Annotated in this window: 13 protein-coding genes and 1 pseudogene; 8 read left to right on the top strand and 6 right to left on the bottom strand. The window is 67.9% G+C overall.

Going from position 1 to position 13,498, the window contains the following annotated elements; all coding sequences use genetic code 11:
- Window positions 1-17: 17 nt before the first annotated feature.
- On the bottom strand, window positions 18-914 hold the full coding sequence (locus ACFXHE_RS31430) for an alpha/beta fold hydrolase (protein ID WP_379388067.1): 897 nt from the start codon (window positions 912-914) through the stop codon (window positions 18-20).
- Between ACFXHE_RS31430 and ACFXHE_RS31425 the strand changes: the two genes are divergently transcribed.
- The 4 genes from ACFXHE_RS31425 (at window position 900) to ACFXHE_RS31410 (ending at window position 6,597) form a co-directional block, all read left to right on the top strand.
- Window positions 900-3,878, top strand: coding sequence for an AAA family ATPase (locus ACFXHE_RS31425; RefSeq protein ID WP_379388066.1), 2,979 nt, complete (start codon window positions 900-902; stop codon window positions 3,876-3,878). The genes ACFXHE_RS31430 and ACFXHE_RS31425 overlap by 15 nt on opposite strands.
- An 88-nt stretch (window positions 3,879-3,966) precedes the next feature.
- Complete coding sequence (locus ACFXHE_RS31420; RefSeq protein WP_379388065.1) at window positions 3,967-4,254, top strand: alpha/beta fold hydrolase; 288 nt, start codon at window positions 3,967-3,969, stop codon at window positions 4,252-4,254.
- Complete coding sequence (locus ACFXHE_RS31415) at window positions 4,251-5,933, top strand: FAD-dependent oxidoreductase (RefSeq protein ID WP_379388064.1); 1,683 nt, start codon at window positions 4,251-4,253, stop codon at window positions 5,931-5,933. Before ACFXHE_RS31420 ends, ACFXHE_RS31415 begins: the two co-directional genes overlap by 4 nt.
- A gap of 529 nt (window positions 5,934-6,462) precedes the next feature.
- Window positions 6,463-6,597 carry a hypothetical protein gene (locus ACFXHE_RS31410; RefSeq protein ID WP_379388062.1) on the top strand — a complete coding sequence of 45 codons (135 nt, stop codon included), beginning with the start codon at window positions 6,463-6,465 and terminating at the stop codon, window positions 6,595-6,597.
- Between the two features lie 105 nt (window positions 6,598-6,702).
- Here the strand turns inward: ACFXHE_RS31410 and ACFXHE_RS31405 are convergent, their stop codons facing one another.
- The 4 genes from ACFXHE_RS31405 to ACFXHE_RS31390 form a co-directional block, all read right to left on the bottom strand.
- Window positions 6,703-7,926 carry a PucR family transcriptional regulator gene (locus ACFXHE_RS31405; protein WP_379388205.1) on the bottom strand — a complete coding sequence of 408 codons (1,224 nt, stop codon included), beginning with the start codon at window positions 7,924-7,926 and terminating at the stop codon, window positions 6,703-6,705.
- Between the two features lie 132 nt (window positions 7,927-8,058).
- Window positions 8,059-8,964, bottom strand: coding sequence for a class I adenylate-forming enzyme family protein (locus ACFXHE_RS31400; RefSeq protein WP_379388061.1), 906 nt, complete (start codon window positions 8,962-8,964; stop codon window positions 8,059-8,061).
- A gap of 74 nt (window positions 8,965-9,038) precedes the next feature.
- Window positions 9,039-9,500, bottom strand: a complete 462-nt coding sequence (locus tag ACFXHE_RS31395; protein ID WP_379388059.1) for a Tn3 family transposase — start codon at window positions 9,498-9,500, stop codon at window positions 9,039-9,041.
- A gap of 47 nt (window positions 9,501-9,547) precedes the next feature.
- The gene (locus ACFXHE_RS31390; RefSeq protein ID WP_379388057.1) at window positions 9,548-10,222 is read right to left on the bottom strand and encodes an ArsR/SmtB family transcription factor; all 675 of its coding nucleotides are present in this window, start codon (window positions 10,220-10,222) and stop codon (window positions 9,548-9,550) included.
- Window positions 10,223-10,380: 158 nt separating this feature from the next.
- Here ACFXHE_RS31390 and ACFXHE_RS31385 point away from each other — a divergent pair, with 158 nt between their 5' ends.
- The 4 genes and pseudogenes from ACFXHE_RS31385 (at window position 10,381) to ACFXHE_RS31370 (ending at window position 12,924) form a co-directional block, all read left to right on the top strand.
- The gene (locus ACFXHE_RS31385) at window positions 10,381-10,545 is read left to right on the top strand and encodes a DsrE family protein (protein ID WP_379388055.1); all 165 of its coding nucleotides are present in this window, start codon (window positions 10,381-10,383) and stop codon (window positions 10,543-10,545) included.
- Between the two features lie 251 nt (window positions 10,546-10,796).
- The gene (locus tag ACFXHE_RS31380) at window positions 10,797-12,059 is read left to right on the top strand and encodes an MFS transporter (RefSeq protein WP_379388053.1); all 1,263 of its coding nucleotides are present in this window, start codon (window positions 10,797-10,799) and stop codon (window positions 12,057-12,059) included.
- Between the two features lie 76 nt (window positions 12,060-12,135).
- Window positions 12,136-12,365, top strand: a pseudogene (locus tag ACFXHE_RS31375) (hypothetical protein); the annotation flags it as partial.
- Window positions 12,366-12,552: 187 nt separating this feature from the next.
- Complete coding sequence (locus tag ACFXHE_RS31370) at window positions 12,553-12,924, top strand: nuclear transport factor 2 family protein (RefSeq protein WP_379388051.1); 372 nt, start codon at window positions 12,553-12,555, stop codon at window positions 12,922-12,924.
- Window positions 12,925-12,927: 3 nt separating this feature from the next.
- Here the strand turns inward: ACFXHE_RS31370 and ACFXHE_RS31365 are convergent, their stop codons facing one another.
- Window positions 12,928-13,380 carry a MaoC family dehydratase gene (locus ACFXHE_RS31365; RefSeq protein WP_379388050.1) on the bottom strand — a complete coding sequence of 151 codons (453 nt, stop codon included), beginning with the start codon at window positions 13,378-13,380 and terminating at the stop codon, window positions 12,928-12,930.
- Window positions 13,381-13,498: the final 118 nt, after the last annotated feature.

Here is a 13,498-nt window from a genome sequence, read left to right as displayed (position 1 = left end):
ACCGAGGTCGTTGATCCTCACCGTTTTTCATCGATGGAAACGATCGATTCGACGAATTCGGTAATGGCTCGGGCCAGCGACACCGGTTGTTCCTCGGCCGGCCAATGCCCGGCATCGGGGATCATGGCGGTGCGAACGTCCGCGACTCCGACGTCATGGAGCCCTTGCGCGACGGTGTCGGTGACGGTGGCGTGGGAGAACTCGCTGAACGCGAGCAGGATCGGCACCTCGAGCGACTCGGTGGTGTGCTGATTGTCGGCGATATCGAGCGGTAGCGCACGAAACATCTTGAACCCCGCGGTAAGACGATCCGCACCCTGATAGCCCGCGACGTAGGTGGCGATGTCGGTGGCGCCGATCGCCTCCGGGTGCGCGGCGAAGCGGTCGATGAATCGGCGGAAGTACTCGCGCTCGTTGCCCTGGACCAGGTGCTGGGCGGTGAAACGGCCGCAGGAGGTGTCGCTGTGGAAGCCGAGATGCCAGTAGGCCGGCGAGCGGGTGACGTCCTCCCATCCGGCGATGCCGGGCAGCGCCGTATCGACGCTGACCAATCCCCGAACGGCGGCGGGATAGCGGCGGGCGAAGGCATAGCCGACGAGTGCACCCATGTCGTGCCCGACCAGGAACACTCGGCCCAGGCCCAGATCCTCCAGTGCGGCATGCACATTCGCCGCCATCGTGACCTTGTCGAACGCGTGCGGTTGGGGCGCGGATCGGCCCACTCCCGGCAGGTCCAGGGCCACCGCGGAACAGAGTTCGTCCAGCAGTGGAAGCACCCGGCGCCACGCGTGGGACGTCTGCGGCCAGCCGTGGAGGAACACTGTCGGGTACGCGCCGCGGCCACTACGCTGCCAGCCCAGCTGCGGTCCCGCCCCGGGAGGCTGCGACGCGAGCGCGCCATGCGCGTCGTGCATGCCTCCTCCTCGGTCCAGCCGCGCGTGAAGCCATACGACGGCCTGAATGGTCCCGCACACGGATCGTCGCCCCAGTATCGAGCGAGCGGGTCGGGGCGTCTCTACCGCAAACAGGTGAGGCGAGCCGCCCCGTCGAACACCGATTGGACGGATTCGCGATGCCGGAGCTCGAGCAGCCGCGCAGAATGGGTATTCCAGGGTGGCTGCGGGGAAAGGCGGTGTCCGTTGCATTCCGAGCCGTTGCGAGGCCGGAGCGAACCCATGCGGCGTGCGCTGGCGGTGCTGCGAGGCGCGAGCAAGCACGGCAGCGGCGGGATCCTCTGGATCACCGGCGCCGCCGGGCTCGGCAAGACGGCGCTGCTGTCGGAGATATGCCGACAGGCCGAGCGCACCGGCATGCGTGTCGCGACCGGTCGCTGCGACATCGTGGAGCAGGTCCGGCCGGGAGCACCGGTGCTGGGGCTGCTACGTTCCGGACGAGATCCCTTGCTGGCCACCGCCGACTACGCGGGCATCGTCGCACAATCGGCAGAACCGCTCCTCCTGGTCGAAGCCGTCGCCTCGGCGCTCGAGAACCGCGCCGCCACCGCCCCACTGTTGCTCGCCGTCGACGATGTGGACCGCGCCGATCGGGTCAGCCAGTTCCTCCTGCGGACCGTGATTCCACGCCTGGTCGGGCTGCCCGTCGTGTGGGTGCTGACAACCCGGGATGACGATGTGGAAGCCGATCTCCCCGGACACGGATTCGCCGCTGTCGAGCAGATTCGGCTGGGCCCGCTGGCGCTGCCGGACCTGGCGATGATCGCGCAGGATCGGCTGGGCCACCTGCCCGACCAGCGGCTGCGCGGATATCTCGATGCCATCGCCGGCAATCCCACACTGGCCGTCCAGATCATCGACAATGTCGCTCGGGCCACCGCCCGCGACGACTCCGACACCGTATCGGTGGAATTCACGGCGGCCATTGCCGCCAGGCTGGCACAGCTCAGCGCCGCCGCACGGGATCTCGTGCAGACCGTCGCCATCGCAGGCCGTCCGATTCCGGTACCCGACCTCGGCAGGCTCGGTACCGCGAGCTCCGAACAGCAGCTCCCACAAGCCCTTTCCGGCGCCTTGGAGTCGGGATTGCTGCGCGCCGAGGGCGAACGTGTGGACTGCCGGCATGACCTGGTGCGTGCCGCGGTGTGCGCCGGTATTCCGGCCGCACACGCTCGACGGCTGCATCGCAGCTGCGCCGTCTACTACCTCGCAGCCTCCGAAGAACTCATCGCCGCCGCGCACGCGCGGGAAGCGATCGGTCCGGGCGATCTGCCCGGCGCCACGACCATGGTGTCGGTCGCCGAATCCCTGGTGGCGACCCACCCCGAGGAGGCCGGGGAACTGGCGGCGCTCGCCTTCCGGGCCGTTCGCCCCGACCAACCCGCCTGGCTCGACCTCAGCAGACGGTGCCTGTCGGTGCTCTGCCGTACCCAGCGTTCCACCGAAGCCATCACCGTCGCCGACCTGATCCTCGCTCGCCTGGACGACAACACCCTTGCCGCTGAAGTGGAAACCCAAGTGGCCCAAGCATTGTGGCTGAGCGGTCGCATCAGCGATCTCGTCACCCGCACCGAGCGGGTCCTCGGCACCCGAACCCTCGAGCCCGCCGTCACCGCGCGCCTGCGCGCTGCCGCTGCCCTGGCCAACACCCGGATCGCCCGCGGACCCGCCGCTATCCGCGGCAGCGAGGCCGCGCTCGACCTCGCTCGTACGGTCGGCGACCGCGAGGCGCTCGGCCTGGCCCTGCAGGCGGCCGGTGAGGCCGCGAAGAACGATGCCCGCCACCTCACGGCACTGGGCCATTTTCGCGAACTCCGCGCTCTCGGCGGGGTCTCGCACCTGGCCGAGGAGATCATCGAGCTGCAGTTCCTCGACCGCTACGACCACGCACAGGCGCTGCTCGATCAGGCCCGCACCGACCACTGCACGACCGAAGCCATCCTGCCGGCCTCGAGTGGCAGCGAAATGTGGCTGCACTTCAATCTCGGACGCCTCCACGAGGCAGATGCCGCAGCCCGCGCGCTCATCGACCTCGGCCGCACTCTCGGCAACACCGAGCAGGCCTGTGACGCCGCCATGGTGAGCGTCGCGGTAGCGTTGTTGCAGGGCGATATCGAGCGCGCGGACCAGCACATCCGGACCACCGACGAGATCGTTCGAGGCGGTGACGACACCCGCAAGCCCGTGGTCGGGGTCATGCGCGGCTGGCTCGCCGCCGCCCGCGGTGACTTCGAGAACGCCATGGCCACGTGGCGGCCCGTCCTGGACGGGGCCGGTGTGTGCAACGGCTACTGGCCACTGTGGCCGTGCTGGACGGGCCTGTTCTTCAAGATCGGCGACACCGCCATGGATCACGAATTCACTGCTCTGGCAACAGCGGTCGCGGAAGTGGCGGCGAGCCGGAATCCGGGGGTCGCCAGTTTCGAGGGCATGGCGTTGAACCTGCGCGGCCGCAACAGTGGCGACCTGGACCTCATCGGCCGTTCCGCACAGGTTCTCGCCCGCAGCCCTCGTCCCCTGCTGCGGGCTTGCGGAGCCGAATCCTACGGGCGGGCCCTCCTCATCGCTGGTGACCGCAGCCGCGGCCTGGCCGAACTGGACCGCGCGTGGGACGAATTCCACACCATGCATGCCCGGGCCAAGACCGCCGAGATCCAGAACGTGATGCGGGCGGCAGGTGCTCGTCGTTCCAAATGGCTTGTCACACTGCATCACTCGACCGACGGCTGGGCCTCGCTCACGCCCTCGGAACGCCGGGTCGCGGCCCTCATCGGCGCGGGGCACACCAACAAATCCGCGGCCGCCGAGCTCGGCATCTCGGTCAACACCATCGGCACCCATCTGCGTTCGGCGTTCACCAAGCTCGGTATCCAATCCCGGGTCCAGCTCGCGAACACCCTGCACAGCTTGCCGTCACACGAATAGGTGAGTGATCGTCGTGCTGGGGAATGGCAACCTGGTCCGACCGATCGGCAACGGCCCGCTGACCGACAGTCCTGCGAAGGGAAGCGACATGACCTCGACCGCGCTCAGCTACGCGGCCGCCCCCAACAGGGTGGTGCGCGCCGATCACGCTGCGCTGCAACGGGTCAGTGCGATCACGCATCCGGTGTTCATCGCCAACGGCGACAGCGACCCGATGATCCTGCCCCACTTCTCGTACCTGCTCGCCGGGATGATTCCGCAGGCGCGCATCAAGATCTATCCCGATTCGGCGCACGGATTCCTCTTCCAGCACGCCCGGGAATTCGCCGCCGACGTCGGCGACTTCCTCGGCGACATCGACGGGTCGGCCCCATGACTCCCGCCGCGCCCGCGCACGACCCCGAAGCCGAGCGCTTCCCCGTCCTGTCCGATGCACAACTCGAGCGGGTGCGCGGATACGGCAGCGTCGAGGTCGTGCAGCCGGGTGCGGTGCTGTACGGCACCGGGCAGCGGACCTACGACTTCATCGTGTTGACCACCGCCGCCGCGGAGATCGTGCGGGTGGCCACGACGGATCTGCCCGAGGCGCAGGTGGTTTCGTGCACGCCGGGTCAGTTCCTGGGCGAGCTGAACCTGCTGACCGGGCAGTCGACGTATCTGACCGCGCGGGTCACCGCGGCGGGTTCGATCATCCGGATCGACCCGGCCGCGTTCCGCCGGCTGATGGACGAGGACACCGAACTGTCGGACCTCATCCTCACCGCATTCCTCGCCCGCCGTAGCGAACTCCAGTCCGGCGACGCCGCGCTCAGTGTGCGCATGCTCGGCAGCGAACTGTCTCGCGAGTCGCTGGCGTTGCGGTCCTGGGCCGCGCACGCGCGCATCGCCTATACCTGGTTCGACATCGACAGCGCCGCGGGCGCGGCGCTCGCGCGGACGATCGGCGTCACCGACGAACGGCTGCCCGCGGCGGTGACGCCGACCGGGGTGATCACCGATGCGAATCCGGCCATGGTCGCCGCGGCCCTCGGCCTCGCGTATTCGGCCGAATCCGAACCTGATTCGGCCGCAACGGATCTGATCATCGTGGGGGCCGGGCCCGCAGGTTTGGCCGCAGCGGTCTACGGCGCTTCCGAAGGGCTGCGCACGGTCGTGTTCGACGCGGTCGGCGTCGGCGGGCAGGCCAGTTCCAGCTCCCGCATCGAGAACTATCTCGGATTCGAGCACGGCATCAGTGGCGCAGACCTCACCGGCCGGGCCATGGTGCAGGCGCAGAAGTTCGGCGCCTCGCTGAACAGTCCGTGCCGGGTCGTCTCGGTGCGACGCACCGGTGCGCTGTTCGAGGTGACGCTGTCCGACGGCGCTGTCGCCCACTCGCGGGCGGTCATTCTCGCCGGAGGGGTGAAGTACCGGGCGCTGGACCTGCCGCGCTGGCCGGACTTCGAAGGGCGCGGAATCTATTACGCGGCCACCGAAATCGAGGCCCGCACCTGCTCCTGTACCCCGGTGGCGGTGATCGGCGGCGCGAACTCGGCTGGACAGGCCGCGCTGTTCCTGGCCGGCCGCGGGTGCATGGTCACCCTCGTGATCCGATCGGGAGATCTGTCCGCCGGGATGTCGAGCTACCTCGCCCACCGCATCGAGGCCAACCCCGCGATCGACATCCGGCTCGGCACCGAGGTCACCGCCCTGCACGGCGACGATCGACTGGCCGCGATCACCGTGTCCGGCAAGAACGCACCCGAACCGCAGCGGCTCCCGTGCTCCGGCCTGTTCTGTTTCATCGGCGCCGACCCGGAGACCTCCTGGCTCGCCGACATCCGCCTCGACTCCGACGGATTCGTTCTCACCGACATCGCGCTCGGCCCCGGCACCGCGGAAGACATGTGGGGCACACTGGGCCGCGGCCCCCTCCCGTTCGAGACCAGCGTGCCGGGCATCTTCGCGGTCGGCGACATGCGTGCCGGATCGATGAAGCGCATCGCCGCCGCCGTCGGCGACGGCGCCGGCAGCGTCCGATCGGTACACGAATTCATCGGCCTCGCCGGCATGTAACCCCCGGCCGGCTCGAGAGCGGCGGTCAGCCCTGCGCCGTCGGGCGGACGACGATTTCGTTGAGCACCATATGCGGAACGCTACCCACAAAAGATACCGAACGGTCGCATTATCGTGATGCTCCGGGATCCGCGCCCCTGGCGATATTCACACAGAATCAGGGCGCTTCGCGGGGTGCATGACGTCGTGCCACCACGATTCGAGCCGACTCGGATCCGGCCAGCGCACCACCGGCACATCCTCATCGGAACCGCTGGTGACGGCGGGTGCCGTCGTATACCGCTTTCCCGGCCGGCGAGCGGGCCCGTCACCGCGCGGTTCGCGTGGGATTGCTGTCATGGCGCACCTCCGAATCCCTGCCCGACGCCCGGTCTCACCGGGCGGGCTGGATTCTCAACTCGCGGCGGCGGTGTACGCCGAGGTCGACCACGCGCGAGCAATGCCACGAAGGCCCAGGGGCAATGCCGAAGGGTCAACGCCACCGCAGAAGGGGCGGGACACCGCGTGGCATGGTTCGAAACACGATGCCGTGCAGGTCATCTCGCAAGTTCGCTGGATTTTCTCCGCAAATAAGATGGACTGGATCCTGGCAACACCTGCACGACGCGATCGCGCCCTCCTCGCCCGTCAGGTCAACGGCAAGGCTGTCATCGACATGCGTTGAGCAGCAGGATGTTCCAGCGGAAGCTGATCCGGCCGGCCGCGTGGTGGCCTGGGGTGAGGCGGTGCGCTGTTGGGCGCTGGGTGTCGAGGGGGTTTGTCGCCGCGGTCAGTCCGAATTCGGCCGCAGTACCGCTGCGCCGTACCAGTGGCAGATCAGCAGCGCCAGCTCGACATCCAACCGATCGTCGTCGGTGATCGGCCGCCCGCGTCGCGAAACTGCCCGCCCGACCCGGTATTTCACCGAATTGGAATGCAGATCGAGCTCCGCGGCAGCCGCCTTGTAGCTGGATCCGGTGCGCAGGAACACCCGCAGCGTCTCGCGCAGCCGGGCATCGTTCTCGTTGTCGGCGGCCAATTCGCCGAGCACCTCGCTCACCCATTCGCCAACCTCCGCGCGGGCGCCGTCCAGTAGCGCCGCGGTCGATAACCCCGGATCGCTCGCGGCGATGATCCGCGGTTCGACGTCCCCGCGGATGAGCGCGACCGAGCGTGCGCGCAGCGCATGCCGATGGGACCGGCGGAAGCCTGATATCCCCTGGCCCATGATCCCGATCGCCAGACGCGGTGGGTCCGGCCGCTTGCTCGCGAAATCACGGACCTTGGCCACCGCATCGGAGGCCTCGGACCGATATGGCAGCCAGGCCCACGCGCTCGTCCGGTCGGCGGCCGCGAACAGCGGCGCGGCCGCGGTGCCGACCGCCTCGGCCAGCTCACGGACGAAGCGTTGCAGCCGGGTCAGCTCGTCACTACCCGCGCCGGTGTCGGGATACCAGAGGATCAGCGCCAGGTGATGCCAACGCAGCGGGTAGCGGATGGATTCGGTCGCGGCATCGATATCGACCGGCTTACTCCCCGACAGCACCTCACGCACGAGCAGCGCCTGGGCGCTGTTGCGGCTCTCCAGCCACTGCTCGCGCTCGGTTTCGTACACCGCGACGACCTGCATGGTGATCCAGTCGATGTACTCGAACGTCGCGGTGGTGATCGCCTCCGCGACCGTGACACCGTCGGCGGGCGCGATAGCGCTGGCCCGCAATTCAGCGAAGACCAACTCGGTCATCCGCCGATGGCCGACCCGATAGGCACGCACCAGGGCATTGACCGGAACTCCATGCTGGGCAAGGCGTCTGGCGTATTCGATGGCCGCCGTGGGAGCGTTGATCCGGGCGACGGGTATGTCGTGCTGCAGCGCGTGCAGGATGGTGTCGACATTGCCTTCCACGCTGGCGCCCAGCAGTTCGACGGTGCGGGCGTCGCCCCGCAATTCGGGGATCTCGTCCTCGAGACCGCGCCGGAGGATCGCGGCGATATCCGTCACCCGCTCGTTCATGCGGGCGGCGATCCCCGCGACATAGCGGCCCACAACGACATCACCGCCGCGACGAAAAGTCGTCACTCCCCAACGGTAGTTACTGCGCCGTTGCCGTGCGGGAAATTGCCGGCAGGAATATTCCGACGGCGTTCATCGTGCGGGTGACGGTGAGCAGCGTGCTCGCACCGGAACTTCGGAGACATAGCCGTCGATGATCGGAATTCCGTAGCGGCGTTCGAATTTGGTCAGCAGTTCGACCTCGGCCGGGGCCGCGCCGCAGATGGCGAATCGTACCGATGAGGTGTTCGGCCGGATTTGGGCGGGCAGATCCGACAGCAGTGCATACGTGGTCGGGGCAGCCGAGATGTATGTGGCACGGCTGCGCTCGATCCGGTCGAAGAAAGTCTTCGGGCTGAAGGCCACGGTGGCGCGGCCATCAGCGAGCAGCGGCGACAAAGTGCCGACAACGATGCCGTTGACGTGGAACAGCGGCAGATTCAGCAGGCTGTGGTCGGCTGCGGTGAGTTCGAATGCCTCGATCACCATTGAGCACATGGCGTTGAGGTTGGCGTGATCGACCGTCACGCTGTGGGGTTTGCCCGTGGTGCCGTTGGTGCAGAGGAGCAGTGCCAGTGTGTCGTTGCGGGGCCGTGCGGGTTCGGCGACATCGGGGTCCGCGGTGGCGAGATCGCCGGCGGGTATGACGACGTGGACCGGAGCGTCGGGGGTGGGCCGCTGCGCGGTGATCAGGACCTTGGCGCCCGTATCGGTCAGCTGATAGTCGGCTTCTGCGGCGGTCAGCGACGGGTCGATAGGGGTGACCGTGGCACCCACACGCCAGACAGCGAACAGGGATACGACATAAGCGGCAGTGTTGGGCAACATGATCGCAACCACGTCGCCGCTCGAGACTCCCGCGGCGCGCAGGGTAGCCGCGGCACGCCGCACAGCGTCGAGGAATCCTGCGTTGTTCAGGTCGGTGCTGTCGTCGGCGACCGCGGCCGCGTCCGGTGCGGCAGCCGCACGACGGTCCGGGAGAGTCGAAAAAAGGTTCATCAGCGGTCCTCAGAACGGGTACAGGGAATAACGACAACGGTAGAAATCACGCCGCCGCTGGACACCGTCGTGCATCAACGAAATTCGCCGCGGGCATTGTCACCGGAGGACAACTCCCACCTCACATGCGCCGCCGTAGTAACCGGGATGTAACTATCGCCTCCGCCACGTCCTCGCTTCCCCATGGTTCGAGCCAGGTGCGGGAGTTGATGGCGTGACCATCGACAGGGGCACAATCCGGTGACTCGTTCCCTGGTGAGGTCCAGGCGGGTGTCCATGTCGAGCGGGAACCGGCCGTAAGGGTTGATGTTCGACCAGAACAACGGGCTCAGGGCGCGGCGTTCGTTGTCGCCGACCGGATCATGGAACTGCGGATCCACCAGAACGGCTTGCAACAGAAGGGTATTGGTGTGCACCATCGCCGATTGCAGCAGGTGCAGAGCGAGCATCGACACCTCGGCGTGCTCGCGGTCGGCGCCGGTGAGCTGGGAATCCTTGCCGCAGCACACGACCGTGTCGCGGAGTTCCAGCACCACCGCAACCCGCTGTTGATCTCTCTTCTGAGTTCTTCCGACGGGGCCTATCAGCGGCTGCCCGCCGCGACACCGTCGACCGGTAACCCGGCCAGTGTCCATTCCAGCATTCCTTCGTCGAGACGTTTCACTGCGCGCCCGGACTGCTGAGCGATACGGATCGCGTCGGGCGCCATGACGCAATAGGCCCCGCGGCAGTAGGCGACGATCTCGCGATCGGCGGGCAGTTCGGCGAGGCGGGCAACCAGTTCGGCAACGGGGATGCTGATGGCGCCGGGAATATGACCTGCGTCGTATTCCTCGCGCGGGCGGACGTCGATGAGGGTGATCTCCCCGGCGTCACGACGGCGGATGAGTTCATCGCGGGTGATGGTGTCCTCCGGTGCACCGAGCACGGCGGCCGCTGCGACAGCGACGTCGGCCAGGTGGGCTTCGGCCACGGTCTGCACGAGCGCGAACAAGCGGGCCACATCGGTTCCGGCGAGACGGTAGTACTGGCGGGTGCCGTCGCGGCGCGCTTGCACCAAACCGCCGGCCTTGAGTGAATGCAGATTCGCCGAAGCCGTGGTCAGGTTCATGCCGGTCGCGGTGGCGATCGCCTCGACGGTGCGCTCACCCTGCGCGAGCAGGTCCAGGATCTGCAACCGTCGGCCGTTGCCCAGCGCCTTGCCGACGCGGGCGATCTCGTCGAACAGGGCGGCCTTGCGACTGATCGACTCACTCACGTTTGCTTCTCCAATACTCTTTGGAATAGCTTATTCCATAGTTCCTTGGAACAACATCGAACATGGCGATTGTATTCGCCACCGACTTGCCCCGCGACCGGGAGCGGCTCTACCAGAGAGAACACGCGTGAACTGTCTCTTCGTGCTGCACGACCAAGATGACCACCGCACTCATCAAGAACGGCGGACAGATCGGCCACTGCCCGGCGTACATGGACGCCCGTGGCATGACCGAAAACCAGCTTGTCGACGACGCACATCGCTCGTCGATGGCAGAACTGGCCGAATGGACCGCCTGGGCCGGCCAGGTCATCAACGTCTGAAAACCCTCCAGCAGCAGAGGAAGCGAGACGCCATGTCGAACTCCGTAACGGCTTGGCGGCCAGGAGCGAAGGCAATTTCCTCGCACCACCCGCCCCGCGGGTGAACCTGCAAGAGCCGTCGGTGGCCTACCACCAGAACAAGGAACAGCAGGAGCGAGACTGGTTGGCTCGCTGCAACATTCGCTCCTGATCCATCGCCGAACCACTCCACCAGAGTGTGCCCGGGCCATCAGCTTCAGGAAAGACCTCTCGTGTCGCACAGCGCCGCCGCCACCATCTCCAGCTCTCGCCTTCCCGATACCGTCCGCGCCCAACGTCGTGTCCTGATTGTGCTGGTGGCCGCGCAGATCCTCAGTGGCGCCGGACTGGCCGCCGGGATCACCGTCGGCGCTCTGCTGGCCCAGGACATGCTCGGCTCCACCAGCCTGGCCGGCCTACCCAGCGCGCTGTTCACCGCCGGCTCCGCGTTCGCCGCCATCGCCGTGGGCCGCCTGTCCCAGTCCCGCGGCCGCCGCCCCGGCCTGGCCGCGGGCTACTTCACCGGCGCGATCGGCAGCCTCGGCGTCATCGCCGCCGCCGTCGCGGACAACCCGGTGATGCTGTTCGTCGCGTTGTTCGTCTACGGCGCGGGCACCGCCACCAACCTGCAAGCCCGTTACGCCGGAGCCGATCTGGCCACCGCCTCGCACCGCGGCCGTGCCGTATCGACCGTGCTGGTGGCCACCACACTCGGTGGTGTCGTCGGCCCCAACCTCGCCGCCCCGACAGGCACACTGGCCCGCGCCGTGGGAATTCCCTATCTGGCGGGGCCGTTCCTGCTCGCCGCGCTGGCCTACGGCTTGGCTGCGCTGGTGCTCGCGTGGTGGCTGCGCCCGGACCCGCTGCTGTTGGCGCGGCAGATCGGCGCGACGGACTCCGTCGCCGCGCCCGGTACCACGGAGATCTCGTCTGCTGATGGTTCCGGCAAGGCTATTGCCGCCGGTGGATTCGTGATGGCGCTGACGCAACTGGTGATGGTGGCGATCATGACCATGACGCCGGTCCACATGCTCGCGCACGGCCACGACACGGCCGCCGCCGGGGCAGTGATCGCCGTCCACGTCGGTGCCATGTACCTGCCCTCCCCGTTGACCGGATGGCTCGTCGACCGCTTCGGCCGCCTGCCCGTCGCCGCCGCGTCCGGTGTGACGCTGCTCGTCGCGGGAGTACTCGCCGGCCTCGCACCCGGCGACTCGGTCGCCCTGCTCGCGCTGGCGCTGGCCCTGCTCGGGCTGGGCTGGAACCTCGGACTCGTCGCGGGCACCGCGATCATCACCGACACTGTCACGCTGGCCACTCGGGCGAAAACCCAAGGCGCGGTGGACGTGTCCATCGCCATCGCCGGAGCCACCGGCGGCATGGGCTCCGGACTCATGGTCGCCGCCACCAGCTATCCGACGCTGGCACTCGCCGGTGGTGTCCTCGCACTGGCGGTCGTCCCGGCCGCCGCGTACTCCGGCCGTCGAAACCCCTGAACGCGTCCTCGGGCGTCGAGCCGCCGGCAACGTGCTCGCCGACGCGCTGCTCGCACTGCCGGCCGATACCCGCAACATGATCACCACGCTGTTCCACGACCGCGCCGCCCGTACCCTGTTCGCCGACTGGCCGACCGCGGCTCGCGACGCGGTCCACGCTCTGCGCCCGGCGACCGGGCATCGCGCGCGGACGCCGGTACCATCGATCTGATCGACCGACTCCGCACCACCAGTGCCGAATTCGCGGCGCTGTGGCACGACAACGACGTGCGCGGCCTCGGCCGCAAGACCAAGATCTTCGACCACCGGCGAGCGAGCCGGATCGAACTGATCTACCAGGCCTTCGATGTGCAGCGGGCACCGGCCAACAGCTCCTGGTCGGCACCGCCGCACCGGGTAGTGAGAGCCGAGCCCGCACCCGCGGCCCGGGATTGTTCCCCACAGGTACAGCCGATCTCGCAGTGCAGCATCCACCACTTCCGAGAGGACAGCCGTGACCCTTTCTCCCGCCGACCTGATGCGCCGCAATCTCCTCGATGTCTTCAACGAGCCCGACCCGGCACGCCGCGCCGCGGCCATCGCCGAAACCTATGCCACGGACGTGATCTGGCACGAGGCGGAACAAATCATGCACGGACGCAAGGAACTCGAACGCCGCGCCGAGGAGCTGCGTGCCGAGAATCCGGACTGGGTCTTCCGCCCGGCGGGCCCGGCGTCAGAACTCGACGACATCGGCCACCTCGGCTTCCACTACGGTCCCGCGGGGCAGTCCCCGGTGGTCGTCGGCATGGACATCGCCCGCACCCAGGACGGCACCATCATCGAGCTGTACACCATCGTCACCGAAATCCACGCGCCGGCCTGAGTGCTACTCCGGTTTCCGGAACACCAAGATCTTGCCCGTTGCTCGCTGCCTGACCTCGCCCTCCTGGTTGATCGTCAGGTACTCGGTGGTGACGATCCCGCGCGCGGCATCGGACCGGCCGACCTTCACCTCGGTGACGACCGACTCGACGTGCAGCACGTCGCCGGGTCGCGTCGGCGTCGGCCACGCCAGCTGCTGCTCGACGCCGATGATGCCGTGCGCGATCGGCAGCCCACCCTCGACGAGCAACCGCATGGTGATCGCGGCCGTATGCCATCCGCTGGCCGCCAGCCCGGCGAAAAACGTTCCCGCTGCTCGGGATTCACCGAGATGGAACGGCTGCGGATCGTACGACTCGGCGAAGGAGACGATCTCCGCGGCGGTCACGGTGTGGGACCCGCTCCGGAAGCGATCCCCCACCCGAATATCGTCCAGCCACAAGGCCTGTGCGGTCACGGCTACTCCCGGCCGACCGGATCACGCCGTGCCGGTGGCGATCTCGGCCGGCTGGGTGCGCGCGGCGTCGACCAGTTCCTCGTTCGTGTTCGCGTGCGCTGCCAGCATGGTGATTCCT

Origin of the sequence: Nocardia sp. NPDC059229 (genome assembly GCF_042754165.1) — a bacterium.
Lineage (GTDB): Bacteria > Actinomycetota > Actinomycetes > Mycobacteriales > Mycobacteriaceae > Nocardia.
The sequence above is the reverse complement of the archived record's forward strand: the minus strand, read 5'-3'. Positions and strand labels throughout refer to the sequence as shown.